Annotated in this window: 25 protein-coding genes and 1 pseudogene; 14 read left to right on the plus strand and 12 right to left on the minus strand. The window is 71.0% G+C overall.

Features of this window, described 5'->3' with window-relative positions:
* Window positions 1–32: 32 nt before the first annotated feature.
* On the plus strand, window positions 33–470 hold the full coding sequence (locus tag ABTX60_RS33555) for a glutaredoxin domain-containing protein (RefSeq protein ID WP_352100793.1): 438 nt from the start codon (window positions 33–35) through the stop codon (window positions 468–470).
* A 192-nt stretch (window positions 471–662) separates the two neighbouring features.
* On the opposite strand, the gene ABTX60_RS33560 is transcribed toward ABTX60_RS33555, so the two are convergent.
* Together ABTX60_RS33560 and ABTX60_RS33565 are read right to left on the minus strand one after the other, a co-directional pair.
* Window positions 663–1,511, minus strand: a complete 849-nt coding sequence (locus tag ABTX60_RS33560) for a patatin-like phospholipase family protein (protein WP_352100794.1) — start codon at window positions 1,509–1,511, stop codon at window positions 663–665.
* Window positions 1,512–1,766: 255 nt separating this feature from the next.
* A pseudogene (locus ABTX60_RS33565) lies at window positions 1,767–2,276 on the minus strand (ATP-binding protein); the annotation flags it as partial.
* Between the two features lie 115 nt (window positions 2,277–2,391).
* Between ABTX60_RS33565 and ABTX60_RS33570 the strand changes: the two are divergent.
* Window positions 2,392–2,757, plus strand: coding sequence for an STAS domain-containing protein (locus ABTX60_RS33570; RefSeq protein ID WP_352100795.1), 366 nt, complete (start codon window positions 2,392–2,394; stop codon window positions 2,755–2,757).
* 81 nt (window positions 2,758–2,838) lie between these two features.
* Here the strand turns inward: ABTX60_RS33570 and ABTX60_RS33575 are convergent, their stop codons facing one another.
* The gene (locus tag ABTX60_RS33575; protein ID WP_352100796.1) at window positions 2,839–3,618 is read right to left on the minus strand and encodes a TSUP family transporter; all 780 of its coding nucleotides are present in this window, start codon (window positions 3,616–3,618) and stop codon (window positions 2,839–2,841) included.
* Between the two features lie 255 nt (window positions 3,619–3,873).
* Here ABTX60_RS33575 and ABTX60_RS33580 point away from each other — a divergent pair, with 255 nt between their 5' ends.
* Entirely contained in the window at window positions 3,874–5,025 is a 1,152-nt protein-coding gene (locus tag ABTX60_RS33580) for a S1 family peptidase (protein WP_352100797.1), read from the plus strand.
* 89 nt (window positions 5,026–5,114) lie between these two features.
* Here ABTX60_RS33580 and ABTX60_RS33585 read toward each other — a convergent pair whose 3' ends face one another.
* From ABTX60_RS33585 to ABTX60_RS33595, 3 genes are read right to left on the minus strand one after another with little or no spacing between them, the layout of a single operon-like run.
* Window positions 5,115–6,272, minus strand: coding sequence for an acetyl-CoA C-acetyltransferase (locus ABTX60_RS33585; RefSeq protein ID WP_352100798.1), 1,158 nt, complete (start codon window positions 6,270–6,272; stop codon window positions 5,115–5,117).
* Window positions 6,273–6,310: 38 nt separating this feature from the next.
* Window positions 6,311–6,937, minus strand: coding sequence for a TetR/AcrR family transcriptional regulator (locus tag ABTX60_RS33590; protein ID WP_502992443.1), 627 nt, complete (start codon window positions 6,935–6,937; stop codon window positions 6,311–6,313).
* Between the two features lie 15 nt (window positions 6,938–6,952).
* Window positions 6,953–7,741: an SDR family oxidoreductase gene (locus tag ABTX60_RS33595; RefSeq protein ID WP_352100799.1), complete on the minus strand. Its 789-nt coding sequence runs from the start codon at window positions 7,739–7,741 to the stop codon at window positions 6,953–6,955.
* Window positions 7,742–7,874: 133 nt separating this feature from the next.
* Here ABTX60_RS33595 and ABTX60_RS33600 point away from each other — a divergent pair, with 133 nt between their 5' ends.
* The 3 genes from ABTX60_RS33600 to ABTX60_RS33610 are packed head-to-tail and all read left to right on the plus strand — an operon-like array spanning window position 7,875 to window position 10,932.
* Window positions 7,875–8,732 carry an enoyl-CoA hydratase gene (locus ABTX60_RS33600; RefSeq protein ID WP_352100800.1) on the plus strand — a complete coding sequence of 286 codons (858 nt, stop codon included), beginning with the start codon at window positions 7,875–7,877 and terminating at the stop codon, window positions 8,730–8,732.
* Window positions 8,732–9,931, plus strand: coding sequence for an acyl-CoA dehydrogenase family protein (locus ABTX60_RS33605; RefSeq protein WP_352100801.1), 1,200 nt, complete (start codon window positions 8,732–8,734; stop codon window positions 9,929–9,931). Before ABTX60_RS33600 ends, ABTX60_RS33605 begins: the two co-directional genes overlap by 1 nt.
* Window positions 9,931–10,932, plus strand: coding sequence for an acyl-CoA dehydrogenase family protein (locus tag ABTX60_RS33610; protein ID WP_352100854.1), 1,002 nt, complete (start codon window positions 9,931–9,933; stop codon window positions 10,930–10,932). The genes ABTX60_RS33605 and ABTX60_RS33610 overlap by 1 nt, the downstream gene beginning before the upstream one ends.
* An 18-nt stretch (window positions 10,933–10,950) precedes the next feature.
* Here ABTX60_RS33610 and ABTX60_RS33615 read toward each other — a convergent pair whose 3' ends face one another.
* Genes ABTX60_RS33615 through ABTX60_RS33630 form a run of 4 tightly spaced genes read right to left on the minus strand, consistent with a single transcriptional unit; the run spans window position 10,951 to window position 14,409 of the window.
* Window positions 10,951–12,015, minus strand: coding sequence for an NAD(P)H-dependent flavin oxidoreductase (locus ABTX60_RS33615; protein WP_352100802.1), 1,065 nt, complete (start codon window positions 12,013–12,015; stop codon window positions 10,951–10,953).
* Window positions 12,012–12,782, minus strand: coding sequence for a CoA-transferase subunit beta (locus tag ABTX60_RS33620; protein WP_352100803.1), 771 nt, complete (start codon window positions 12,780–12,782; stop codon window positions 12,012–12,014). Before ABTX60_RS33620 ends, ABTX60_RS33615 begins: the two co-directional genes overlap by 4 nt.
* Complete coding sequence (locus ABTX60_RS33625) at window positions 12,779–13,642, minus strand: CoA transferase subunit A (protein ID WP_352100804.1); 864 nt, start codon at window positions 13,640–13,642, stop codon at window positions 12,779–12,781. The genes ABTX60_RS33620 and ABTX60_RS33625 overlap by 4 nt, the downstream gene beginning before the upstream one ends.
* A complete protein-coding gene (locus tag ABTX60_RS33630) occupies window positions 13,639–14,409 on the minus strand; it encodes an enoyl-CoA hydratase family protein (protein WP_352100805.1) in 771 nt (256 codons plus the stop codon). Before ABTX60_RS33630 ends, ABTX60_RS33625 begins: the two co-directional genes overlap by 4 nt.
* Before the next feature lie 79 nt (window positions 14,410–14,488).
* On the opposite strand from ABTX60_RS33630, the gene ABTX60_RS33635 reads away from it, so the two are divergent.
* Both ABTX60_RS33635 and ABTX60_RS33640 read left to right on the plus strand, forming a co-directional pair.
* Window positions 14,489–15,265 carry an SDR family oxidoreductase gene (locus ABTX60_RS33635; RefSeq protein ID WP_352100806.1) on the plus strand — a complete coding sequence of 259 codons (777 nt, stop codon included), beginning with the start codon at window positions 14,489–14,491 and terminating at the stop codon, window positions 15,263–15,265.
* 58 nt (window positions 15,266–15,323) lie between these two features.
* The gene (locus ABTX60_RS33640; RefSeq protein ID WP_352100807.1) at window positions 15,324–16,232 is read left to right on the plus strand and encodes an SDR family oxidoreductase; all 909 of its coding nucleotides are present in this window, start codon (window positions 15,324–15,326) and stop codon (window positions 16,230–16,232) included.
* Between the two features lie 244 nt (window positions 16,233–16,476).
* Here the strand turns inward: ABTX60_RS33640 and ABTX60_RS33645 are convergent, their stop codons facing one another.
* Both ABTX60_RS33645 and ABTX60_RS33650 read right to left on the minus strand, forming a co-directional pair.
* Window positions 16,477–17,589: an ABC-2 transporter permease gene (locus ABTX60_RS33645; protein ID WP_352100808.1), complete on the minus strand. Its 1,113-nt coding sequence runs from the start codon at window positions 17,587–17,589 to the stop codon at window positions 16,477–16,479.
* Window positions 17,590–17,726: 137 nt separating this feature from the next.
* Entirely contained in the window at window positions 17,727–18,530 is an 804-nt protein-coding gene (locus ABTX60_RS33650; RefSeq protein ID WP_352100809.1) for a FadR/GntR family transcriptional regulator, read from the minus strand.
* 342 nt (window positions 18,531–18,872) lie between these two features.
* Here ABTX60_RS33650 and ABTX60_RS33655 point away from each other — a divergent pair, with 342 nt between their 5' ends.
* The 6 genes from ABTX60_RS33655 (at window position 18,873) to ABTX60_RS33680 (ending at window position 25,415) form a co-directional block, all read left to right on the plus strand.
* Window positions 18,873–20,237: an ABC transporter substrate-binding protein gene (locus ABTX60_RS33655; RefSeq protein ID WP_352100810.1), complete on the plus strand. Its 1,365-nt coding sequence runs from the start codon at window positions 18,873–18,875 to the stop codon at window positions 20,235–20,237.
* Window positions 20,234–21,148, plus strand: coding sequence for a carbohydrate ABC transporter permease (locus ABTX60_RS33660; RefSeq protein ID WP_352100811.1), 915 nt, complete (start codon window positions 20,234–20,236; stop codon window positions 21,146–21,148). The genes ABTX60_RS33655 and ABTX60_RS33660 overlap by 4 nt, the downstream gene beginning before the upstream one ends.
* A gap of 133 nt (window positions 21,149–21,281) precedes the next feature.
* The gene (locus ABTX60_RS33665) at window positions 21,282–22,136 is read left to right on the plus strand and encodes a carbohydrate ABC transporter permease (RefSeq protein ID WP_352100855.1); all 855 of its coding nucleotides are present in this window, start codon (window positions 21,282–21,284) and stop codon (window positions 22,134–22,136) included.
* Between the two features lie 35 nt (window positions 22,137–22,171).
* Window positions 22,172–24,157, plus strand: a complete 1,986-nt coding sequence (locus ABTX60_RS33670; RefSeq protein ID WP_352100812.1) for a DUF8034 domain-containing protein — start codon at window positions 22,172–22,174, stop codon at window positions 24,155–24,157.
* Entirely contained in the window at window positions 24,157–24,498 is a 342-nt protein-coding gene (locus tag ABTX60_RS33675) for an L-rhamnose mutarotase (protein ID WP_352100813.1), read from the plus strand. Before ABTX60_RS33670 ends, ABTX60_RS33675 begins: the two co-directional genes overlap by 1 nt.
* The gene (locus ABTX60_RS33680) at window positions 24,495–25,415 is read left to right on the plus strand and encodes an amidohydrolase family protein (RefSeq protein ID WP_352100814.1); all 921 of its coding nucleotides are present in this window, start codon (window positions 24,495–24,497) and stop codon (window positions 25,413–25,415) included. Before ABTX60_RS33675 ends, ABTX60_RS33680 begins: the two co-directional genes overlap by 4 nt.
* The last annotated feature ends 4 nt before the right edge of the window (window positions 25,416–25,419 follow it).

Here is a 25,419-nt window from a genome sequence, read left to right on the forward strand (position 1 = left end):
GTCAGCGCTGCTCACCGGTAGCCTGCGTCAGCATGATGCGCGCTTGGATCCTGCCGATGGTGCTCGTGCTCTGCGGCTCGATCGCCGCGACCGGACTGGTCTTCGCAGGGAGCCAGGGCGCAGCAGCCGCGCTCCTGCTGGTGTTCCTGCTGCTCGCCGGCGTGAACTCGCCCCTGGTTTTTCCGAGATCGATCGGTGCGCGGGAGGCACAGCAGCGCAGCACGGTCGACGGCCGACCGGTCGTGTTCTGGCGGCCGGGCTGCACGTATTGTCTGCGCCTGCGTATCCGGTTGGGGCGGAACGCCAGTCGGCTGCACTGGGTCGACATCTGGCGTGACCCGGCCGGAGCGGCGGCGGTCAGGGAGGTCAACGACGGCAACGAGACCGTGCCGACTGTCGTCGTGGACGGCCGCTCACACACCAACCCGGATCCAGCATGGGTCCGCAGCCGGCTTTCCCGCTCTCGGTGACGCGGAGCCCGGTCATCCGTCGGCGGAGTCAGGGCGCGGATCGTGCCAGGCCCCGGCACCTGGACCGCCCTTCCGGCCGGGCGCCGGCCGAAGTACAGCCGACTGCGGTCGCCTCCCCCACTTCCGCACGCTCACCACCAGGGCATCATCTCAGGGCAGGAGCGGATGCCCGGTGGAACCGGCGTTGGACGGTCAAGCCGCGGTCCCGCTCCACTCGACGGTCAGCCCACGGCCCTGTGCGCGTCCGGCTTCGGCGGCCGGGCCGCGTGTGGATGGGTCCAGCGCGTTGGGGCCGACCGCGGCCCGCGACGCCTCGTCCGGTTCGATGACCGCGACCTGGGCCCCTCGCGCCCGCAGCTCCTCGATGGTGCGCTCCACCGGCACATCGCTGGGGAACGGCTCGGCGGCCCCCATCGGCACGATCACGAGGACGCGCGAGGCGCCGGCGGCATGGTCGGCGTTGGCGCTGGAACGCACGCCGCCGTCGACGTACCGGCGCCCGTCGATCGTCACGGGCGGCCAGACCCCCGGAACGGCGCAACTCGCCGCCACCGCGTCCACCAGACTCACGCCGGAGTCGTTGTCGAACACCCGCGGCCGCCCGCTCTCGGCATCCACCGCCACGATCCGCACGGTGCGCTCGGGCCATCCGTGTGACGGCAGCCGCGACGCGATGACCGCGCGGCGCCGAGACTCCGGCACGGTCCGGGCACGGAGGGCCAACCGCCCGACCGCGCGCCGCATCTCGAGCGCGTCGGCCGCGCCGCTCAGCACGGCGCCCATCTGCGCGGCGAACGCCTCGACATCCATCTCGGCCATGATCTCGGCAGCCTGCAGGGCGGGATCGACCTGCCGGGCGTACAGCTCCTCCAAGGGCAGTCCGCTACTCAGCTGGGCAGCGACGACCGACCCGGCGGAGGTGCCCACGATCACGTCGGTCCCGGTCACGTCCTGCCCGGCATCCGCCAGGCCCGCCAGCAGCCCCGTGATCCAGGCGATGCCCCCGACCCCGCCACCGCCCAGCACCAACGCCTCCGTCATGTCCGCCCCTTGCGTGGTGGTAGTGGTGGCTGACGACCGCAATCGTAGTGCCGCGGCAGTTCGAGGACCCCTGGCCCCGCCCAGTCCGGCTCGTCAGGCTTCTCCGGCCGGTGCAGCGCCCGGAAGGCCCCGCTGGGGCGAGCTGTCCAGAGGCATCGTGGCCAGCCGCGGAGACGCCGCTCCGTCGTGCCCCCTGCGCGAAGGCGGATCGACTCGTCCTGTGGCGGTCGTCGTCACGACAGGCTCCGAGCCGGACGCACCGGCTGGTTCGGTCAGGGCGATGCGGGCCGTGATGCGCTTGCCGACCGCCTCCCGGTCGACGGACAAGCCCTCCGATACGGCCTTGACGATCTCCAGGCCGTGCCCGCCGATCCTGCCGGGATCCGCGGCCCGGGGCGCCGGGACCTCGGGATCACTGTCCCAAACGACCACTTCCACGGCACCCGCGGTCAGACCCAGCTCCACCAGGATGGGTCCCGGAGCGTACTTGCACGCGTTGGTGACCAGCTCGCTGACCACGAGCTGGGTGAGGTCCCTCGCCCGCGCGGTCACCAGCAGGCCGTACTCTTCGCCCGCCTGGTCGAGGAAGGCGGCCGCGTGCTGGCGTGCGTCTGAGATGCAGCCGTCGTCGCCGCCCAGGGCGAAGCCGACGCGCACCAAGTGCTCGTCGCGTGCTGTACAGCCGTCACCGTCGGTATCATCTGCCACTGGCCTCGCCCTCACTCCCCCGTTTCGCGCGCGACTACCCCCCTTGCCGGCATGCATGCCGCACGGGTGATGTTGGAAACAATTCCGTGGGTGCATCCGGGCGGTCGGTGGGGCAGAATCATCCGCGCACGTCCTGAACCGGTGACAAGCCTAAATCGCAGTCGAGGAGACCGTGGCCCACATCGAACCAGCGGACCGGCCAGAACGGCTCTCCGTCGAACACCGCATGGTCGAGGGCATCCGTGTCGTGACACTGCGGGGTGAAATCGACCATGACGTCCAGGATGTGCTGCGGCAGGCCCTGCAGGCCGAGGGCGGGGCGGTGCCGCCGCGGATAGTCGCCGATCTCAACGCGGTGACGTTCATGGACTCCAGCGGCATCAACGTGTTCGTCGCGGCCTACCAGCAGCTGAGCGACGCGGACGGTTGGGTGCGCATCGCCGGGGCCCAGGACTCGGTCTTGCGCGTCCTGCAACTGGTCGGCGTCGACACGCTCATCCCCTGCCACGCCACGACCGAGCAGGCCCTGACCGCCTGACCGCCGTCCGCGGACGGGCCGCCGGGCAGACAGCGGGGCGCAGGCCGCTGGGCGACCGTGCCCCGTCGCCTGCGCCGCGGTTCAGGTGAGCGCCTGCGCTGCGTAGAGGGCGCCGATCGTGGCGGCGAGGGTGCCCAGCAGGAGGCGCAGGAACCTCTCCGGCAGGCGAGGTTGCAGGCGGGCGCCCAGGTAGCCGCCGGTCAGCCCGCCCAGTCCGCAGGCCAGTCCGAGAAGCCAGTCCGGGGCGATGTCGCCGCCGGTGAGGGCGAGCAGTCCGTAGGTGCCGGCGCCGACCAGCGAGGTCAGGAAGGTCGAGGCGAGTGCGGCCGGTGCGACATGGGCGACGGGCATGCCCCGGCCGACCAGAACGGGCCCGAGAATCGACCCGCCGCCGATGCCGTAGATGCCGCCGATCGTGCCGACGGCCAGCGCCAACGTGGTGGTCGTGCGCGGCGAGGGCGCGATCGTGGTGAAAGGGGCCGGTGTGCGGAGCGTGCGGCTGATCAGCCAGAGTCCCAGGGGGAGCAGCAGGACCGCGACCAGCAGGCGGAAGACCCCCGGGCCGGGAATGGCGAAGACGCGGATGACGGCGCCGAGGACGACGCCGGGCAGCGTACCTGCGATCAGGCGGCGGGTCAGCGGGCCGTAGAGGTTGCCGTCGCGCCGGTAGCGCAGCAGGGCGCCCGGACCGGCGACGACGTTGTAGAGCAGGTTCGTGGGGGTGACGGCGGGGCTGGGGACGCCGAGGACGCTGAGCTGGACCGGCAGCAGGAACACGGCGCCGGACACTCCGACCGGTGCGGTCACCAGCGCGATCAGGACGCCTGCGGTGAAGGCGAGGAGCGATGCCGACCAGTCCAACCGTTTCCCGCCCTTTCCGAGCCTCCGTTCAGTATCGGGTGCGGCCCGGCGGCGGTGGTCGGCGCCCCCGACGTGGTCGGCCGAGCCGGGGTGTCACGCGCCGCGGCAGGGCACGGCGCCACCTCACCGTGCGGTGGCCGAGGATAGGCCTAGACCCTTTCCTGGTCCGGGGCTAGGCTCTGCCGGGCGTACCCGAGAGCGCTCTCAAGCTCGGCTGTTCCACCCCCACCCGCTGGAACAACGAAGGGGCATCCCTTGAGACGCACCACCATCCTGCGCACCGGTCTGTCCGCACTCCTCCTGCTCGGCACCTGGGCGACCGCGAGCACCCTGCCGGCCTCGGCCGCGGACACCCCCGTGCGATCCGCCCGGGCAACGGCCTCCCCCGGGCTCCTCTCCGCCATGCAGCGCGACTTGGGGCTGACCCGGGACGAGGCCGAAGCGCGCCTGGCCGCCGAGAAGAACGCGACGGAGGTCGAACGCGAGGCGCGGAAGGCCGCGGGTTCGGCCTACGGCGGCTCCTGGTTCGACGCCCGCAGCGGCGAGCTCACCGTCGCCGTCACCCGCGCCGCGAAGACCGACGCGGTACGCGCGACCGGGGCGACCGTACGTCTCGTGCGGTACGACGCACGGCGACTCGACGCGGCGAAGGTGCGCATCGACGCGCTGTCCGCGCCCGCCGGGGTCGCGGGTTGGCACGTCGATCCGAAGGCCAACAAGGTCGTCGTCAGCATCGTCGAGGCACACCGGGACGACAACGATGTCCGGGCGTTCCTCTCCCGAGCCCGCCAGGCCGGCCCCGTGGCGGTGCGTCAGACTCCCGCCGTACCGCGTACCTTCGCCGCCGGGACCGTGGGCGGCGACCCCTATTACACCGGCAACGTCCGCTGTTCCATAGGCTTTTCGGTGCACGGCGGCTTCGTCACAGCCGGGCACTGCGGCTCGCCGGGCGCGGGGGTGTACGGCTGGGACCGGTCGTACATCGGCAACTTCCAGGGGTCGTCCTTCCCGGGCAACGACTACGCGTGGGTGAACGTGGGCAGCGGCTGGTGGACCGTGCCGGTGGTGCTGGGCTGGGGCACCATCCCCGACCGGCTCGTCCGCGGCTCCGCCGAGGCGCCGGTGGGTGCCTCCGTCTGCCGTTCCGGTTCCACCACGCACTGGCACTGCGGCACCGTGCTGGCGAAGAACGAGACGGTGAACTACCGCGAGGGCGCCGTCCACCAGATGACGAAGACGAGTGTCTGCGCCGAACCGGGTGACTCCGGTGGCTCCTTCATCAGCGGCGACCAGGCCCAGGGCGTCACCTCGGGCGGCTGGGGCAACTGCGCCGGTGGCGGCGAGACATGGCATCAGCCGGTCAACGAGATCCTCAACCGGTACGGGCTGACGCTGCACACGGCCTGACCGTCGCCGGCACGCCGAGCGGGCCCCGGTACGGAACGGCCACCGGAGCCCGCTCGGACCGCCCGGCGCCCTCCAGGCCTGCGGTTCGGTCAAAGGCGTTCGATGATGGTCACGTTGGCCTGGCCGCCGCCCTCGCACATCGTCTGCAGCCCGTAGCGGCCGCCCGTGCGTTCCAGCTCGTGCAGGAGCGTGGTCATGAGCCGGGTTCCGGTGGCTCCGAGCGGGTGGCCGAGGGCGATGGCGCCGCCGTTGGCGTTCACCTTCTCGGGGTCGGCGCCGGTCTCCTTCATCCACGCCAGCACCACGGAGGCGAAGGCCTCGTTGATCTCGACCAGGTCGATCTCGTCCAGCGTCATCCCCGACTTCTTCAGGGCGTACGCGGTGGCCGGGATCGGGGCGGTCAGCATGCGGATCGGGTCCTCGCCGCGTACCGAGAGGTGGTGGACGCGGGCCCTGGGGGTCAGACCGTGCTCCCGGACGGCCCGCTCCGACGCGATGAGCACGGCCGAGGCGCCGTCGGAGATCTGTGAGGAGAGGGCGGCCGTCAGCCGGCCGCCCTCCACCAGCGGCTGCAGACCCGCCATCTTCTCCTGACTGGTGTCGCGGCGCGGTCCCTCGTCGTGGACGACGTCGCCGTACGTGACGGTCTCCCGCTCGAAGCGGCCCTCGTCGATGGCCCGGATCGCCCGCCGGTGAGAGCGGAACGCGAACTCCTCCATCGCTTCGCGGGAGATGTCCCACTTGCGGGCGATCTCCTCGGCGCCGAGGAACTGGTTGACCGGCCGGTCACCGTAACGGGCCCGCCAGCCCGCGGAGCCGGCGAACGGGCCCTCGGTCAGGCCCAGCGGTGCGGCGGCCTGCCGGGTGGCGAAGGCGATGGGGATCTGCGACATGTTCTGCACACCGCCGGCGACGACCAGGTCCTGGGTGCCGGAGAGGACGCCCTGCGCGGCGAAGTGCAGGGCCTGCTGCGAGGAGCCGCACTGGCGGTCGACGGTCACACCGGGCACCTCTTCGGGCAGTCCGGCGGCCAGCCAGCAGGTGCGCGCTATGTCGCCGGCCTGCGGGCCGACGGTGTCGAGGCAGCCGAACACCACGTCCTCAACGGCGGCCGGGTCGGCGCCCGAGCGTTCCATCAGCGCGGTCAGCACGTGGGCGCCGAGGTCGGCGGGGTGGACGGCGGACAGTCCGCCGCCGCGTCGGCCGACCGGGGTGCGCACCGCTTCGACGATGTAGGCCTCGGCCATGACGTCTCCTTGTCTGTGTCTGCGATGGGCAGGACTGCCTAGGAGTCGTGCAGAGCGATGCCCTCCAGCACCATCGAGAGGTACTGGCGGGCGATCTCCTCGGGACTGTGCCGACCGCCCGGCCGGTACCAGGACGCGGCGACCCAGACCGTGTCGCGGACGAAGCGGTAGGTGAGCCGTACGTCCAGGTCGGGCCGGAAGACCTTGGCGGCCACTCCGCGCTCCAGCGTGCCCAGCCACGCCTTCTCGAACTTCTGCTGCGACTCGACGAGATACGCGAAGTGCGGCCGGGTCCCGAGGTGCTTGGACTCCTTCTGGTAGATGGCGACCGCGTCGAGGTGCCGGTCGATCTCCCGGAAGGACTCGGTCACCAGGGCCTCCAGGGTTTCCCTGGGGCCGAGCCCGGCGCCGAGCACGGCGTCGTACCGGGCCCAGAGCTCGTCCAGGAAGCCGGAGAGGATCTCGTCCAGCATCGACTCCTTGGAGTCGAAGTGGTAGTAGAGGCTGCCCGCCAGTATCCCCGCCGCGTCCGCGATCTTGCGGACGGTCGTGGCGTTGTAGCCCTGCGCGGCGAACACCCGAGCCGCGATGGCCAGGAGTTCCTCGCGCCGCTCGGGCGGGCTCACCGTGGACTTCTTGTGGTCGCTGTTGCTGCTTTTCGGCACGGGACCATTCTCGCCTCACGGGTGCTGGCTGCTGACCGACAGGACCTCGCCGGTCAGGTACGACGAGTAGCCGCTGGCCAGGAACACGATCACGTTGGCCACCTCCCACGGTTCGGCACAGCGTCCGAAGGCCTCCCGGCCGGTCAGTTCCTCCAGCAGTTCGGGGGTGGTGACCTTGGCGAGGTGCGGGTGCATGGCCAGGCTCGGGGAGACGGCGTTCACCCGCACTCCGTAGGCGGCGGCCTCCATCGCGGCACAGCGGGTGAGGGCCATGACACCCGCCTTCGCGGCGGCGTAGTGGGCCTGACCCTGCTGTGCGCGCCAGCCGATCACCGAGGCGTTGTTGACGACGACGCCCCCGGCGCCCGCGGCTTTCATGCGGCGCAGTGCGGCGCGGGTGCAGCGGAAGGTGCCGTCGAGGGTGACGTCGAGGACCTTGTCCCACTGCTCGTCGGTCATGTCGACGACATCGGCGGTGCCGCCGAGGCCCGCATTGTTCACGACGATGTCCAGACGTCCGTGGCGCTCCTCCGCGTGCTCGAACAGCGCGGTGACCTGGTCCTCGTCCGTGACGTCGCAGCGCAGTGCGGCGACGCGGTCGGCGCCGAACTCGGCGGCCAGTTCCGCTTCGGACTCCTTCAGGCGGCGGGCGTGCGCGTCGGAGATCACGATCCGGGCGCCCTCCTCCAGCAGCCGGCGGGCGGTCGCGCCGCCGATCCCGGCGCCCGCTGCGGCGGTGACGACGGCCGTGCGGCCGGTGAGCAGGTGGTGGCCGGGCACGTACGGCGGTGGGGCCGCGGTCATGTCCTACCTCCTTGGGCAGCGTGCCGCCGACGCCACCGACGGCCGTTCCCTCGGCGGTGGCGCTGGGGCGACTCTCGACGGCCGACGCACCGTAGGTTAACCTACCAAACACTTGTTAGGGAAGGAGGAGGCGATGTCCGCTGCCCGTCCCGGCCCCACGGAGCCCGTCCGTTACGAGCGCCGGGGAGCCGTCGCCCTGGTGACGATGGACCGGCCCGAGTACCGCAACGCCCAGAACTCCGCGATGACCTACGCACTGGACCGGGCCTTCTACCGCGCGGCGGACGACGACGAGGTGAAGGTCGTGATCCTCGCCGGAGCGGGGAAGCACTTCTCCGCCGGCCACGACATCGGCACCCCCGAGCGGGACGCGCACCTGCCGTTCGACCGCACGGCGGGACTCTGGTGGGACCACTCGCGGAAGGCGGGGGCCGAGAACCGCTTCGCCCGCGAGTCCGAGGTGTACCTGGGCATGTGCCGGCGCTGGCGTGAGCTGCCCAAGCCGGTCATCGCCTCGGTGCAGGGCGCCTGCGTGGCCGGGGGGCTGATGCTGGCCTGGGTGTGCGATCTGATCGTCGCCTCCGAGGACGCCTTCTTCGCCGACCCGGTGGTGCTCATGGGGATCCCGGGGGTCGAGTACTTCGCCCATCCGTGGGTGATGCCGCCGCGGATCGCCAAGGAGTTCCTCTACACCGGCGACCGGATGGGCGCACGGCGCGCCTACGAGGTCGGCATGGTCAACCGGGTCGTGCCCCGTGAGGAACTGGCCGGGCACACCCTGGAGTTGGCGGAGCGGATCGCGGCGATGCCCCGGATGGGGCTGGCGCTGACGAAGCGTGCCGTCAACCAGGCCGAGGACCTCCAGGGCCTGCATGCGGGGCTGGACTCGGTCTTCGGGCTGCACCATCTCGCCCACGCCCACAACGCCGAGACACGCGACGACCCGCTCGGCGGGATGGACGTGCGCGCGATGAAGGAGGGGCGCCGCTGATGGATCTCGACTTCACCGCCGCCGAGGACGCGTTCCGGGCCGAGGCGCGGGCCTGGCTCTCCGCCCGTGTGCCGTCCGTCCCTCTTCCGTCGCTGGAGACCTCGGAGGGGTTCGCCGCCCACCGGGAGTGGGAGGGCACGCTCTTCGCCGACCGCTGGTCGGTGGTCTCCTGGCCCGAGCAGTTCGGCGGCCGGGGCTCCTCCCTGCTGGAGTGGCTGATCTTCGAGGAGGAGTACTACCGGGCCGGCGCGCCCGGCCGCGTCTCCCAGAACGGCATCAGCCTCCTGGCCCCCACCCTCTTCGAGCACGGCAGCGAAGAGCAGCGTGCGCGGGTCCTGCCGTCCATGGCGAGCGGTGAGGTGATCTGGGCACAGGCCTGGTCCGAGCCGGAGGCGGGGTCCGATCTGGTCGCGCTGCGGTCCACCGCCGTGCGAACCGAGGGCGGCTGGCGCATCGGCGGCCAGAAGACGTGGTCCTCCCGGGCGGCCTTCGCCGACCGCGCGTTCGGCCTGTTCCGCAGCGATCCGGACGCGGACCGACCGCACCGGGGTCTGACGTATCTGATGTTCCCGCTGGACGCGGACGGGGTGACCGTGCGGCCCATCGGGCGGCTGGACGGCAAGCCCGCCTTCGCGGAGCTGTTCCTCGACGACGTCTTCGTGCCCGACGAGGACGTCGTCGGGGAGCCGGGGCAGGGCTGGCGGGTCGCGATGAGCACCAGCGGCAACGAGCGCGGGCTGACCCTGCGCAGCCCCGGCCGCTTCACCGCCGCGGCCGACCGGCTGACCGACCTGTGGCGGTCCACCGCCGAGCCCCCACACGGCCCCCGTTCCGGCCCCGGCTCCCACGACCCCGCGTTGCGCGACCGGGTCGCCGACGCGGTCATCGGCGCGCGTGCCTACCAGTTGTTCACCTACGCGCACGCCTCACGCATCGCCGCCGGTGGGTCGATCGGCGCCGAGTCCAGCCTCAACAAGGTCTTCTGGTCCGAGCTGGACATCGCCCTGCACGAGACCGCCCTCGACCTGCTCGGCCCCCGCGGCGAGCTGTCCGACGGGGCCACCGAGGCGCCGGCGCACGGCAGTTGGGCTGAGGGTTACACGTTCTCCCTGGCCGGGCCGATCTACGCCGGCACCAACGAGATCCAGCGCGACATCATCGCCGAACGGCTGCTCGGCCTGCCGAAAGGGCGCCGGTGATGCGGTTCGTCCTCGACGACGAGCAGCGGGAGTTCGCCCGCACGCTGGACCTCATGCTGAGATCCGCCGGCACGCCCGCCGTCGTACGGTCCTGGGCCTCCGGCGACCATGGCCCCGGACGTGCCGTGTGGGCCAGGCTCGCGGAGGCCGGCGTCTTCGCCCTCGCTGTTCCGGAGGAGCACGAGGGTCTGGGCCTGCTCCCCGTCGAACTGGCCGTCGCGTTCGGCGAACTGGGGCGTCATGCCGTGCCCGGACCGCTGGCCGAGACGGTCGCCGCGGGTGCCCTGCTGGGCCGGCTCGGGGGCGACGCGGCGCATGCCCGGCTGCCGCGGCTCGCGTCCGGCAAAGCGGTGGCGTCGCTGTGCGTCCTGTCGCCCGGGGGCAGCCCGTATGCCCTGGACGCCGACGCCGCGGACGCGGTGTTCGTCGTGGACGGTGACACCGTACGGCTCGCGGCCTCGCACGGCCCGGTGCAGCCGTCGGCCGACCCGGCGCGGCGGCTGGCCCGGCCGCTGGGTGGAGCCGTGCTCGCGCAGGGGCCCGCGGTGACAGCGGCCGTCGCGTACGCCGTCGACGTCGCGGCGTTGGCCACGGCCGCGCAGGCCCTCGGACTGGGGCGGGCGCTGCTGGAACGCACGGTGGAGTATGTGCGGCAGCGTACCCAGTTCGGGGTGGCCGTCGGTTCCTTCCAGGCGGTGAAGCACCGTCTGGCGGACACCCTGATCGCCCTGGAGTTCGCTCAACCACTCGTGCACAGCGCCGCCTTGGCCCTGGCCGCGGACGATCATGCGGCGGGCCGGGAGGTCGCCGCGGCGAAGGTGTCGGCGTGCGAAGCGGCGTACGGGGCGGCGCGAACGGCACTGCAACTCCACGGCGCCGTCGGCTACACCGAGGAACTCGACCTGTCCCTGTGGGTCCGCAAGGCCCGCCCGTTGCGCAGCGCTTGGGGTACGCCGGCCGCCTGCCGCGCACGCGTCCTGGCGGCACACGGTCGGCGATGAGCGGCATGTGTACCACCCTCACGCGACCGTCGACAGCCGACCCAGAATGGCGTGCGCCTCCGCCATGATCCTGTCGACGAGTTCGGCGCAGGACGGCAGGTCCTCGATCAGTCCTCCGACCTGGCCGCAGGCCATCACGCCGAGGTCGGTGCGGCCGTCGACCATGGCGGCCTTGAGGAGCATCGGGGTGCTGGCGGCCAGAAGGACCTGACTCCAGGTCAGTTCCCTGCCCTGCTTCATGGCCAGGCCGTCGCGCACCAGGCCGGCCCAGGTCGTGCCGGAGTCCCGTTTGAAGGCGGAGGCGTGCCGCAGGGCGCGCAGCAGGGAGGCCGCACGGCCGGAGCGTTCCAGCGCGTCCACCAGGTCGGTGCGCAGCATCCGGTGGGGCAGGCCGTCGACCTTGGCGGTGACGGTGATGTCCTGGACGCCCGCGGCGAGGTAGCGCGCCTTGACCGCGTCGGGGACGGTGCTGTCGGAGGTGAGCAGGAAGCGGGTGCCCATGGCCACGCCGGCGGCGCCGTAGGCCAGGGCCGCGACGAGTCCGCGTCCGTCCCGGAAGCCGCCGGCGGCGATCACGGGGATGTCCACGGCGTCCACGACCTGCGGCAGCAGCACGGTGGTGGCGACGCCGCCGGTGTGGCCGCCGCCCTCGCCGCCCTGCACGAGCACGGCGTCGGCACCCCAGGCCGCGACCTTCTCGGCATGCCGCCGGGCGCCCACGGAGGGGATGACGACCACCCCGGCATCCTTCAGACGAGCGATCAGTTCCGGCCGGGGCGCGAGCGCGAACGAGGCGACCTTCACGCCCTCGTCGACGATGATCCGTACCCTCTCCCCCGCGTCCGAGGCATCGGCCCGCAGGTTGACTCCGAAGGGCGCCTCGGTGCGGGACTTGACCTCGCGCACAGCTGAACGGAGCTGTTCCGGGCTCATGGTGGCGGAGGCGAGGATCCCCAGGGCTCCTGCGCCGGCGGCGGCGGAGACCAGGCGGGGGCCCGCCACCCACCCCATGCCGGTCTGCACGACGGGGGTGCGCACTCCGACGAGTTCGGTGAGGGCCGTGGCGATCGCGGTGTCGCTCATGCGGGCACCTCACGGTCGCGGGCGCCCTCCGGGTCGATGACCTCCCGGATGAGGCGCAGCTCCTCGGTGGTGGGCTCGCGGGTGTACGGAACAATGTCGGGGACGGCGAGGGGGAAGCCGGTGGCCTCCAGGACCTGCTCGACCGTGCCACCCGGGTGCAGCGAGCGCAGCCGCATCGAGTGGTCCGGGGTGGCGAAGTCGAAGACGCCGAGGTTGCTGATCACCTCCGGGACGTGGTGGAAGCGGGTTGCCGACGGGCCGGCCTCGGCCGCGCGGTCGTAGCCGACTCCGCACACCATGTCGACCTGCTCGACGAAGACCCGCGGGGAGTGCTTGGGTACCCAGTAACTGGTCGGGTTGTTCAGGGTGTTGACGGGGGCGCCCCGGACACCCAGGAGTTGCCGGGCGGGACGGGCCCAGTCGCCGATGCAGGAGATGTTCTGATTGCCGTGGCGGTCGATCTGACTGGCTCCCATCATCACGTGCCGCCGTCCCGTGGCCACGAGGGCCAGGTGCTGGCGGTAGGGCAGCCAGCCCTCCACCACCCGGGCCCGGGCACCGAGCGCCGGGACGTCGCCGATCAGCAGTGCCTCGCCGTCGGTGAGCAGCAGGTCGGGCGCGAACGTCAACCTCGCCAGGCGGGCGCCGATGATGGGGATGGTGCCCATCGGGGCGGCCAGGACCTCCCCGGCGTGGCGCCAGGCTTCCGCGCAGGCCACCACGCAGTACTCGGCGCGCGTCGCCCTGTTCGTCGCAGGTCTGCTCACGCCCGCTCCTCGTGGAATGCCGCGACCGCGGCCTGGTACGTCTCTTCGTCTGCGGACAGACAGCGATCCGTGAACGCCTGCCAGGCCTGCGGGTCGCGGGCCGCAACGGCGTAGGCACGCTGGAAGGACTCGTCGCGTTCGTAGTCCGGGGCGCAGGAGGTGAAGTGCGCGCCGTTGGGTGCCCGGACGACACCTGTCACGAATGCGCGCTTGACGAGCAGGGTCTGCGGGGCCGCTTCCTTGAGCAGGTCCGCTGTGTCGACGAGCTGCTCGCAGGAGATGTACGCGGCGTCGGCTGCCTGGCAGAACAGGTCGTCGAAGTACGGGTCGGGCCCCAGGTACTGGGCGTTGCCCTGTGCGTCCGCCCGGTTGAGGTGTACCAGCGCCGCGTCCAGGCGCAACGCCGGGACCGCGACGAATTCCTCGCCGTCCGCATACGGCGAGACCACCGTGCGCAGGTGCGGGTTGACCTTCATCACGTCGGAGCCCAGACCGGCACGGACCGGCAGGAAGGGCAGTCGCTGCGCGGCGGCGGTCAGGCCCCACATGAACATCCCCTCGTCCAGCTCCACCAGGTCGAAGGCTCCGCGCTGCCGGGCCGCGGTGAAGTGCGGTTCCAGCGGGATGGAGTCCAGGGTGGCGAACGGGGTCACCAGGGTGCGGATCCGGCCCGCCGCGGCGAGCAGGCCGACGTCGGGGCCGCCGTAGGACACCACTGTCAGGTCGGTGATGTCGGTGCGCAGCAGCGCGCGGACCAGGGCCATCGGCTTGCGGCGCGAGCCCCAGCCGCCGATGCCCACAGTCATGCCGGTTCGGAGCCGGCCGACCACCTGCTCGGCGGTCATCGTCTTGTCGCTCACCGTGCTTCCCCCTCGGACGACGTGGACGCCTTCGACACGAAGGCCTCGCGGTACCTGTCCGACACGCCCCTGAGGTTGGCCTCGAAGGTGAAGCCCTGCTCGAAGCGGTAGCTGCGGCGGACGTCCACCGGATCGATGCCGTTGATCGACGCCTTGGCGAGACGGATGAGGAGCCCGTCCTTGGCCGCGATCTCCCTGGCCAGCTCCATGGCCGCGGTGTGCAGCTCCTCGCGCGGGACGACCCGCCACACCGAGCCGTGGCGGTGGAGCTCCTCGGCCGTCACGGTGCGCGAGGTGTAGTAGAGCGTCCGCATCAGGTGCTGGGGGACCAGCCGGGCCAGGTGGGTGGCCGCGCCGAGCGCGCCCCGGTCCAGCTCGGGCAGCCCGAAGGTGGCATCGTCGCTCGCCACGATCGAGTCGGCGTTGCCGACCAGGCCGATTCCGCCACCCACGCAGAAGCCCCGCACAGCGGCGACCACGGGGACTTCGCAGTCGTAGACCGCAGCGAACGCCTCGTAGCAGCCGCGGTTGGTGCCGACGAGTGCCGTGTACCCCTCGGTGCGCTGCATCTCCTTGATGTCGGCGCCGGCGTTGAACCCGCGCCCCGTGGCGGTGAGGACGACGCAGCGCACGGCGGGATCTGAACCGGCCGCGCGCACCGCGGCGGCCAGGTCGTACCAGCCCTGGACGGGGACGGCGTTGACCGGTGGGAAGTCCACGGTGATGACGGTGATGCCCTCTTCGGGGCTTGCGGTGGAGACACCCATGGGCGGATCAGCTACCTTTCCACCAAACGTTTGTTAGGTGCGAAGGTAGCAGCGCGGTACACGTCGCGGGAGGCCCCCCATGGCAACGATCACCGATCTGAGCGGGCGGGTGGCTGTGGTCACCGGCGGAACGAGGGGCGTGGGCGCGGGTATCGCCCGGTCCCTGCTGGAGGCGGGGGCCGAGGTGGTGACCTGCGCGCGGCGCCCCGCCGACCGGCCTGTCGAAGCGGCCGGGCGCACCGCCCGGTTCCTCCCGGTAGACCTGCGTGACGCGGACGCCGTCGGTGCCTTCTTCACTCGCCTGAGGGGCGAGTACGGCGGGCTGGACGTCCTCGTCAACAACGCCGGGGGCACGCCGTACCGGATGCTGAAGGAGGGCGGCGCCGAACGGCACTCCCGGGTCGTCGAGTTGAACCTGCTCGCTCCCCTGACCGCCTCCCTCGCCGCCTACGAGCAGATGCGCGCCCGGCCCGGCGGCGGGTCGATCGTCATGATCGGCAGTGTCAGCGGCAGTCGTCCCTCACCGGGCTCGGCGGCCTACGGCGCGGCCAAGGCGGGGCTGGAGCAGCTGGCCCGCAGCATGGCCGTGGAGTGGGCCCCGCGGGTCAGGGTCAACACCGTGGTCCTCGGCATGGTGCGCACCGAGCTGTCGCATCTGCACTACGGCGACGAGGACGGCGTCGCGGCCGTCGGCCGCACCGTTCCGCTCGGCCGGCTCGCCGACCCGGTGGAGGTGGGCGACGCCTGTGTCTTCCTCGCCTCCGAACGCGCGGCCTACATCAGCGGCGCGAGTCTGCTCGTCCACGGCGGCGGCGAACGCCCGGCCTTCCTCGACGCCGCCACCGCCGGCACCTGACCCACTGAGCTCAACCGTTCCCCGATCTTTCAGACCTCCCGGCGAAGGGACCCAGAGCATGTCCGGACTGTGCAGCGAACGTGTCGCGATCGTCACCGGGGCGGGGCGCGGACTCGGCCGGGCGCATGCCCTCGCTCTCGCCGCCGAGGGCGCGAAGGTCGTCGTGAACGACCTCGGTGCGGGTCTCGACGGAACCGGTACCGAGGCGGGGCCCGCCCGGCTCGTCGTCGACGAGATCGTCGCCCGCGGCGGGCAGGCGGTCGCCCACGGCGGGGACATCGCCACGACGGAGGGCGCGGCCTCGTTGATCCGCACCGCTGTCGAGACCTACGGCCGCCTCGACACCCTGGTCAACAACGCCGGATTCCTGCGTGACCGCATGCTGGTGAACCTCGACGAGGACGACTGGGACGCCGTCACGCGCGTCCACCTCAAGGGGCACTTCCTGCCGCTGAAGCACGCGGCGGCGCACTGGCGCGCGGAGGCCAAGGCGGGTCGTGTTCCCACGGCCCGGGTCGTGAACACCAGCAGCGGGGCAGGGCTGTCGGGCAGCGTCGGCCAAGGCAACTACTCCGCGGCCAAGGCCGGGATCATCGGACTGACCCTGGTCGCCGCCGCCGAGATGGGCCGCTACGGCGTCCTGGTCAACGCCATCGCGCCGGCGGCCCGCACCCGGATGACCGAGGCGACGTTCGCCGAGACCATGGCGGCCCCCCAAACCGGTTTCGACGTCATGGCCCCGGAGAACGTGTCCCCGCTGGTCGTGTGGCTCGGCTCCGCGGCCTCGGCCGGTGTGACGGGGCGGGTCTTCGAGGCGGCGGGCGGTCGCATCACGGTCATGGAGGGGTGGCGCCCCGGCCCCACGGCGGACAAGGGCGCCCGTTGGTCCCCGTCCGAGGCCGGGGAGGCCACACGGAAACTCCTTGCGGAGGCTGCGAATCCGGAACCGGTGTACGGGGCGCGGTGAACATCGGGCGGGTGTACGGACTCCGGCGATCGCGACAAGCGGCGGCCTGGCCGCAGTCGCCCCCCCCGGAGCCCTCGCCAGTGGTGTGGTAGTTGGCCGCAGCCTGTGCCAGCCGGCCTGCCAGGGCGCGAGGCGAAGCTGTCCATCAGCGCGTGACGGCTTGGCGTGGCGGCTCGTCGAGGCCGTACGCACCCTCCCGTACGCGCCGTTCGTCGCAGACGGGAGGGTATCGGCGGACGGCGCGTCAGCCGGCGGGGGACGGCTCCGGCAGCGTCTCGGGTTCTGTGGCGCCGGCGTCCGGGTGCCGGCGTTCGTTTCGCCACGACGCCACCCAGGCGAGCAGCGCGCCGCCCACGGCGTAGGCACCGAGCACCCAGAGTGCCGAGGTGACGGCATGGCCCGAGAAGTAGACGGTGTTGCGGACCAGCGTGGTACCGGCCCCCGGTGGCAGGGCCTGTCCGATCGCGCTCCAGAACGCGGGGAGCAGCGGCGCCGGGTAGACGCCGCCGGAGCTCGGATTGCCCAGCACCACGAAAAGCAGGATGACCACGCCGGTGCCCAGCAGGCCCAGCAGGGTCTGCAGGGCGAGCGCGGTCGCCGCCGAGGCGAGGACGACCAGGGCACCGATGCCGCTCAGGGCCCAGAAATGACCGTCGAGCGCGCCGAACACCGGCCCCACTACGGCCGCTCCGGCGATTCCGGACACGACCGCGTACAACGCGAGAACGGCGAGGCGGATCAGGGTGCGCTGCCGGTTGGCGGGGCGGGAACCCGCCGCCATCCCCATGATCGTGGCCGTCAGATATCCGCCGATCACCCAGCCCACCACGAGGTAGAAGGACGTCATCCCTCGTCCGTCCCCGGCGTTCGGGGGCCTGATGTCGGAGACGGTGATCTGCCGTTTCTGCGCCGTCTCGATCTTCTGGGCGATCTGCGTGGCGGTCTGCGACACGGACGGGCCACCCGCCGAAGCGACCAGGAGGGTGTCCTCGGTGCCGGAGGCGTCGAAGAGGAAGGCGGCGTCCGTCTTCCTCGTGAGCACCCATTGCCGGGCCGTCTCGGTGCTCGGCGCCGCGATCGCCTTGACCGGATTGCCGGACAGGGCGTTGAGCTGGGCGACGATCTTGGCGGAAGCCTGTTGTGGAGCGGCGACCGCCACGGCTATCCGGTGGGGTGTGGGCGAGTGGAAGGCCCCGACGTAGGAGACGATGAAGGCGAGCTGGACGAGCAGACCCCCGAGCACGAGCCCGAAGGCCCGGAGCGTGACGGCGTCTTTGAACTCGGATGCGAAAACAGGCGACTTGGCGTCGCGCTCGGTCGGCGATTCGCCCGAAGGCGGGGTGGAGGGTGCTTTCACGGGCGAATGATCGCACAGGGACGTGAATACCTTGTTCCGCTTACTCCGGTTCACCGGCGACGTGACGCGCCGGCACCGCACAACCCCTTGGCTGGCCCCGCCTCTGCCCGTCGCTACGGCCCCGCCTTCGCCCGTCGCTACCCGAACAGGCGCCGCTGGATCTCCCGCCGGTAGTCCTCCAGCGTCCTGTCGAGGTGCACCGCCGTGGCCTCGGCCGCCTCGTCCGGCCGGCCGTCGCGGATGGCCCGGTAGATCGCCTCGTGCTCTTCCACCGCGGCCGCGGTGCCGTCACCGAACGTGTCGTGGATTCCGATGGCACTGGACTGCCGCTGCAGACGTCGCGCGTCGCGCACCGCGCTGACCAGGAAGGTGTTGTGCGAGGCCGCTGCCACACCGGTGTGAAAGTCGTCGTCCGCCTGGTTGAAGACATCGACCTGGCCGTGCACGAACCCGTGCCGGCACTGCTGCATCGCGACTTCGATGGTCCGTAGCTCGGCGGGCGTGGCCCGGGTGGCCGCAAGACTGCTGGCGGCCATCTCCTGCACCCTGCGGAACTCGAACAGCATCAGGACGTGATCGATGTCGACGGGTCGGAAGAAACCGCCCCAGCGGCTGGTGATGAGCATGCCCTCGTCGTCCGCGACGAACAGTCCGCGCCCCTTGTGGGCCCGGACCCGGCCGAGGGCCGAAAGGATCTTCACGGCCTCCCGCACGACCGCCCTGCTGGTGTTCAGCGTCTGGGCGAGGTCGTTCTCCGTCGGCAGCCGGTCGCCCGGCGTCAGGCGCGCCTCGGCGATGTACTCGAGGATTCGCTCGGCGACCACCTCGTAACCGGGCCGGTAGTCACGCCGCTCCTCGTCCGAGCCGTTCACCGCCGCGGCAGCAGTGGTGGCGGAGGCCTGCGCGGGCAGAGCCAGTTCGGTCGCGGGCGTGTCGTTCATCTGTGATGCCTCCGGGTGACTGCGACGACAGCGACTGATCGCTGTTGAGCCGCGCTCATCGTACCCTCAGCCAACAATGAGTCGTACTCATTTTGCAAGAACCTAGCCGGTAAAGGGTGATGCATAAATGGGGCATAGAGGTCGTAACTGGCGTTAATCGCCCTCAGATCTTCAAGGTAACGCTTTGAGATTGGGCAAATGGAGCTGCACACACTCTTGACTGCCTGCTCGATAGGGCGCCTAATTTCTTCCGCGACGGCAGTGACAGAGCAGTCGTCGCCCCATCCCCGCGCCACCTTCCCGATCTGCTTCGGGGCGCCCGCACACCAAGTGGAGTCGTTCATGACCCTCAACGAGTCTTCGGCCGGCCAGGCAAGAGTGTCCAGCAAGAGACGTTCTGCGTTGCTGGCCGGCTGCGCGGCCACCGTGCTCCTGACCGTGGCCGCCTGCGGTGGCGGCGGCACTGCGAGCACGACCGAGAAGGACGGCTTCGCCCAGGCGCCCCAGAAGGACGGCGCGTTGACCGTCTGGGTGGACGCGACCCGCCTGGCCGCCGCGAAGCAGTACCAGCAGCTGCACCCGGACGTGAAGCTGAGCATCGTCAGCTACGACGGCAACGCCAACGGCTCCAACTACCTCCAGACGAAGGTCCAGCTCTTCAACCGCACGAAGAAGGGCTGGCCGGACGTCGTCTTCAGCTCCCAGAACAACGAGGTCACCTGGGCGGTCGACGCGGGCTTCGCCGCGCCGCTCAACAAAGGACTGATCCCGGAGGCGACCCTGGGGAACTTCGCCAAGGGCGCGAACGACGTCTGCACGGTCAACGGCACGCTCTACTGCCTGCGCAACGACCTCTCCCAGGCGGTGCTCTGGTACAACGCGCCGCTCATGAAGAAGTTCGGCTACACGCTGCCGACGACCTGGGAGGAGTACCAGAAGCTCGGCGAGAAGGTCGCCAAGGACCACCCCGGCTACCTGGTGGGTGACGCGGGCGACTCCTTCACCCCCGAGATCTACCTGTGGGCGAGCAAGTGCGGCGCCAACCACATCACCGGCCCCAAGGCCGTGTCGGTGAACACCACCAGCGAGGCCTGTACCAAGATGGCCAAGCTCATGGACGTACTCATCAAGAACAAGTCCATGTCCATCAGCGGCGTGTTCAGCACCGACTTCACCAAGAACAAGGCCGACAAGGTCCTGCTCATGCCCGGTCCGGCCTGGTTCGGCGGCGCGGTGTTCAAGGACGGCCTCAAGACCCCGGCGAAGCAGATCGGGGTGGCCCCCATACCGCAGTGGAAGGGGGACACCGAGACGTCCACCGGCAATGTCGGCGGCGGCACCTGGCTGCTCTCCCAGCACTCCGCTCACCTCAAGGCGGCCACCGACTTCCTGAAGTGGGTCACCACCGACAACGCCTACCAGGGCGAGAAGGCGCCCGGCTTCCCGGCCTACGCGCCCGCGGCCGAGAACTGGCTGAAGGCCCAGGACGCCTCCGGCTACTTCCGCGGTGACCTCGGCGCGCTCAAGGACGCCTCCGGACAGGTCTGGCCGGGCTGGGGCTCGGGACAGTTCAGCCAGGAGGCGATCTGGGCCGCGACCGTGAAGCCCGGCCTGACCCAGGGCAAGAGCATCGTCTCGATGCTGCCGGCCTGGCAGGACTCCATCGTCAAGTACGCCAAGTCCGACGGATACAAGGTCTCCCAGTGACCCTGACCCTCTCTTCGACCGGCTCTGCCCGTCGGCGCCGTCGCGGCCCCGTACGGCAGAGCCGGGCGGGCGCGGCGTTCGTCGCCGCCTACGTGATCCTGCTGATCGCCTTCGGCATCCTTCCGACCGGCTACGCCATCTACTTCGCCTTCACCGACGCCGGGGGCACCTTCACCGGCTTCGCCAACTTCGTCACCACGGCCCAGGACTTCCGCTTCCTGGACGCCGTGAGCCATGTGGCGGTCTACCTCGTCCTCTGGCTCTTCTCGCTGGTGGTGTTCGTCGTCGGCCTGGCGCTGCTGCTGCACCGCCTGGCCTCCGGCAAGGCCGGACAGGCGCTCCGGTTCCTCTACTACATCCCCGGGGCGCTCGCCGGCGCCGCCAGCGTGCTGGTCTGGCTGTTCATGCTCGATCCGACGGTGAGCCCGGTCAGTTCCCTGCTGGGGACGCTGGGGTTCCACACCTTCGGCGAGGTGATCGCACCCGGCAACCTGGCGTTGCTGTTCACGATCATCGCGTTCTGGACCGGTGCCGGCGGCTGGATCGTCGTCATGTACGGGGCGCTCAACAACATTCCCAAGGACGTCATGGAAGCCGCGCGCATCGACGGCGCGAACGGCTGGCAGATCGCCTGGCGGGTGCAGATCCCGATGCTTCGCAAGTGGATCGTCTACATGGTGATCCTGGCGTTCGCGGGCGGCGCTCAGCTGTTCGTCGAGCCGCAGTTGCTCTCCCTCGCCAGCGTGGGCGTGGCCGGACGTGACTACTCGCTCAACCAGCTCACGTACGACTTCGCCTTCCAGATGAACAACATCAACGGCGCCGCCGCCGTGTCGGTGGAGCTCCTGGTCGTCAGTGTGTCGGCCGCCGCCCTCTTCGTCGCACGGTCGGGATTCTTCGATGCCGATTAAGACCTCCCCCAGTCCGGTCGCCGCACCCCGCACGGAGCGGGGACCCGAGGCCGTGAGCCGGTCCCGGCACCGGACCTCGCGGCAGCGCCGACGGTCCGCACGGCACCTGCCGTGCCGACGGTCCGCACGGCACCTGCCGTCCCGGCTGCTGGCCGCCTCCGTACTCGCCGTGTTCGTCGTGTTCTTCGTGCTGCCGGTGCTGTGGCTCGTCCTCGCGTCGACCAAGACCGACCAGCAGCTGGTACACGACAGCCCGCTCTCCATCGGCTCCTGGCACACCCTCAAGACCAACTGGGACGCGCTCACCGCCTACCAGGACAACGCCATCCTGCTGTGGCTGCGCAACTCGGCGGTTTATGCGGTGATCTCGCTGGCCATCACGCTGTGCGTGGCCGTGCCCGCGGGTTACGCCCTGGCGATGACCGAGTTCCGGGGCCGGCGCGCGCTGCTGATCTCGACGCTGGTCGTGATGCTCATGCCGAACGCCACGCTGGTGGTGCCGCTGTTCCTGGAGATCAACGCGGTGGGCCTCATCGGCACGATGTGGTCGATCATCCTGCCGTACTCCTTCTATCCGTTCGGCGTCTATCTGACCTACATCTACTTCACCACCGCCGTGCCGAAGGACCTTCTGGCGGCGGCGCGGATGGACGGCTGCTCCGAGTTCGGTGTCTTCCGCCTCGTGGCACTGCCGCTGGCGACACCGGTCATCGCGCTCGTGGGCTTCTTCAGCTTCGTCGCCAACTGGACCAACTACTTCCTGCCGTACGTGATGCTCCCCGAGAGCGATCAGATGCCCGTCCAGGTGGGCGTCGGCAACCTGCTCAGCAGTGTGCCGTCGTTCAACCCGACGGTCGGCTCGCTCGCCATCGAACGCCCGCAGCTGGCTCTGGCGACCTTGGTGGCCATCACACCGGTGCTCGTCGTCTTCCTCTTCGCCCAGCGCTTCCTGGTGAGCGGCATGCTCGCCGGAGCCACCAAGGAATGACGTCCGCGCCGCCACCCCGAACGGAGAACCCCCGCATGCCACTCAGCTCTGCCGACCACGATTCGGGGGAGGACGCCCAGGCCTCCGGCCACCCGGCTCCCCCGCCCGAAGTCCAGGCCGGGGTGCCGCTGCTCGAACCACCCGGCTGGGCCACGGCACAGCGTGCCCTGTTCGACCTGCTCGACCACGCCTGGCGCCGTTTCGCCCGTGACTTCACCGGTCCGGACGGACGGCTGAACTACAACGACCGGCTGACCACCCGTGACGGTGTGGACGACTTCTACGAGGTGTTCTTCAACTGGCCCCAGCTCTACCTCCTCGGCGGCGCGGACGATCTGCTGCCCGCGAGTGAGAAGCACTGGGAGGGCGTGACCCGGCAGCTCACCGAACTGGACATGCTGCGCGACGAGTACGAGCGCGGCTACGACTGGTTCCACCAGGGCGAGAGCCTGCTGCTGCTCTACTTCCTGTGCATGGCCGCGCCCGACCGCTGGTCCGAGCGCGCCCTGCGCTTCGCCGAGCTGTACGTCGACGCGTCCAAGGGCAACTACGACCCCGAGCACCGCGTCATCACCCGTCCCCACAACGGCAGCGACCCGGACCGGTCGGGCCTGTTCGACGGTGACGTCTACCCCTGGCTGCTGAAGGAGGCCGAGACCTACGGCTACCCCCTGGAGTGGCTCCCCGAGGCGAAGGACGGCCCGTTCCACCTCTCGGAGGATCCGCGTCTGGGCGCGCAGATGCGCGAGCGGATGGGCGTCGGCGACACGGCGGTCAACCTCGCCGCGGCCGGACTGGTCCTCAACGCCTGGATCCTGTCGGGTGAGGAGCGCTACCGCGACTGGATCGTCGAGTACGTGGGCGCGTGGCGGGAGCGGACGCGGGCGAACGAGGGACTCATCCCGGACAACGCCGGCCCGGACGGCGAGGTCGGCGGTCTGCTGGAGGGGCGCTGGTACGGCGGCCACTACGGCTGGTCCTGGCCGCACGGCTGGCACAGCGTGGGTCACGCGGCCTGTGTGGCGGCGCTGGCGGCGGCGACGGTCACCGGGGACGACGACTACCTCTCCATGGTCGCGACCTCGCTCGACACCCTCATCGGCCACGGCAAGGTGATGCCCCACACCGAGGCGGACTCGAGTCTGCCCTCCAAGTGGGCGGTCGAGCTCGGTCCGGACATCAATACGCCCACGATCCACCTCCCCTTCCGTCACAACGACTCGGGCTGGTTCGACTACAACCCGGTCACCCCGCCCGTGCCGGTCGCCCTGTGGCACCACACGGCCTCCGACACCGACCGCGCCCGGCTGGAGGGGCTGCGTGAGGCCGACGGCATCGACTGGCGTACGGTCCGGCCGTTCCGTGCCAAGGAGGAGTCCGGGCACGAGAAGGCGTGGTTCGCGTTCCTCGCCGGCGACGACCCCGACTACCCGGAGCGCATCCTCGCCACCGCCCAGGCCCAGATCCGACACCGCCTGCGGCGCATCGACCGCTACCGCGACCTGGACGTGCCCGAGGCCGACATCCACGTGTGGCAGCTGTGCAACCCCGTCGCCACCGAGGCCCTCGTCCAGCTGACCTGGGGCGGCCCCCAGGTGCTGTACCAAGGCGGCCTCCAGCAGGCCCGGCTGCGCTACCACGACGCCGACGCCCGCCGCGCCGGCCTGCCGCCGGACGTGGCCGCGCTGGTCACCTCCATCGAGCCCGAGGCGACGACCGTCGAACTGGTCAACCTCGCCCCCGAAGCGGACCGCACGGTCATCGTCCAGGCCGGCGCCTTCGCCGAGCACACCATCACCGCCGTGCGGTACACGACCTGCACGGACGACGGCTGGATCGGCGACATGTACGACTACGGGCACTCGGAGCCGGTGGTCACCGAGGCGGAGCAGCCCTGCGACAGTGCCTTCCTGACGGTGCGCCTGCCCGCCTCCACCCGCATCCGGCTCACTCTCCGGCTCCGGCTGCGCACCAACACCCCCAGCTACCGGACGCCCTTCACCCCCCAGGAGGGTGCGTGATGAAACGCATCGCCCAGACCATCAGGCTCCGGCCCGAACACCGGCAGGAGTACCTCGAGCTGCACTCCGCCGTCTGGCCCGGAGTCGAGGCCGCCCTGCGCCGGGCGCAGATCCGCAACTACAGCATCTTCCTCCACGGTGACGCGCTGTTCGCCTACTTCGAGTACCACGGCGAGGACTTCGAGGCCGACATGGCGGAACTCGAGGCCGACCCCGAGACCCAGAAGTGGTGGAAGCTCACCGACCCCTGCCAGGAGCCCTGGCCGGACCGGGGCGACTCACGCCAGTGGACGGTGTTGCCGGAAATCTGGCATCTGAGCCCGGAGGGGGAGCCGCAGTGACCGCAGCCCCCGCACTCGTCGATGCCCACCACCACCTGTGGGACCTCGACCGGCGCCCGCAGCCCTGGCTCGACGACCCCGCCGTGACGTCGATCCGCCGTACCTTCACCCCCGGCGATCTGCGCGCCACCGCCACTCACCCGATCGCGGGCCGGCGGCTGCACAGCACGGTCGTGGTGCAGTGCATCGCGGACGTGCCCGAGACCGAGGACCTGCTCGCGCTGGCCGCACAGGAGCCGCTGATCGGGGCCGTGGTCGGCTGGGCGGATCTGACGTCGCCGGCGATCGGTGACGTGCTCGACCGCCTGAGCGCCGGACCCGGCGGCACGTATCTGCGCTCGCTGCGCCACCTCGTCCAGGGCGAGACGGACCCCGGATGGCTGCAACGGCCCGATGTGGAGCGGGGCCTTGCGGCTCTGCGGGACCGCGGGCTCTGCTACGACGTGCTCGTCCGCAGCCACCAGCTCGACCAGGCGATCCGGCTGGCCGAACGATTCCCGGACCTGCCCCAGGTGCTCGATCACGCGGGAAAGCCGCCCATCGCCGCGCGCGACCTCGCCGACTGGGAACGCGGGGTGCGCCGGCTGGCCGGTCATCCCCACGTGGTGTGCAAGGTGTCGGGGCTGATCACCGAAGCCGACCACGACAGCTGGACGACCGCCGACATCCGGCCCGTCTGGGACGTCCTGCTCGACTCCTTCGGCCCCGACCGGCTGATGTTCGGCTCGGACTGGCCGGTCGCGAACCTCGCAGGCGGCTGGAACCGCTGGGCCGCCACCGTCGACAAACTGCTCGACGGCTGTACCGAGAACGAGATCCAGTCCGTCCTGTCCGGCACCGCGACCGCCTTCTACCGCCTTGTGCCCGCCCCTGAAGGGGGCGACGCCACGGCCCGCACCACGAGGGAGGACGGTTGACCCC

This window comes from Streptomyces sp. NPDC126510, assembly GCF_040302345.1.
Classification (GTDB): Bacteria; Actinomycetota; Actinomycetes; order Streptomycetales; family Streptomycetaceae; genus Streptomyces.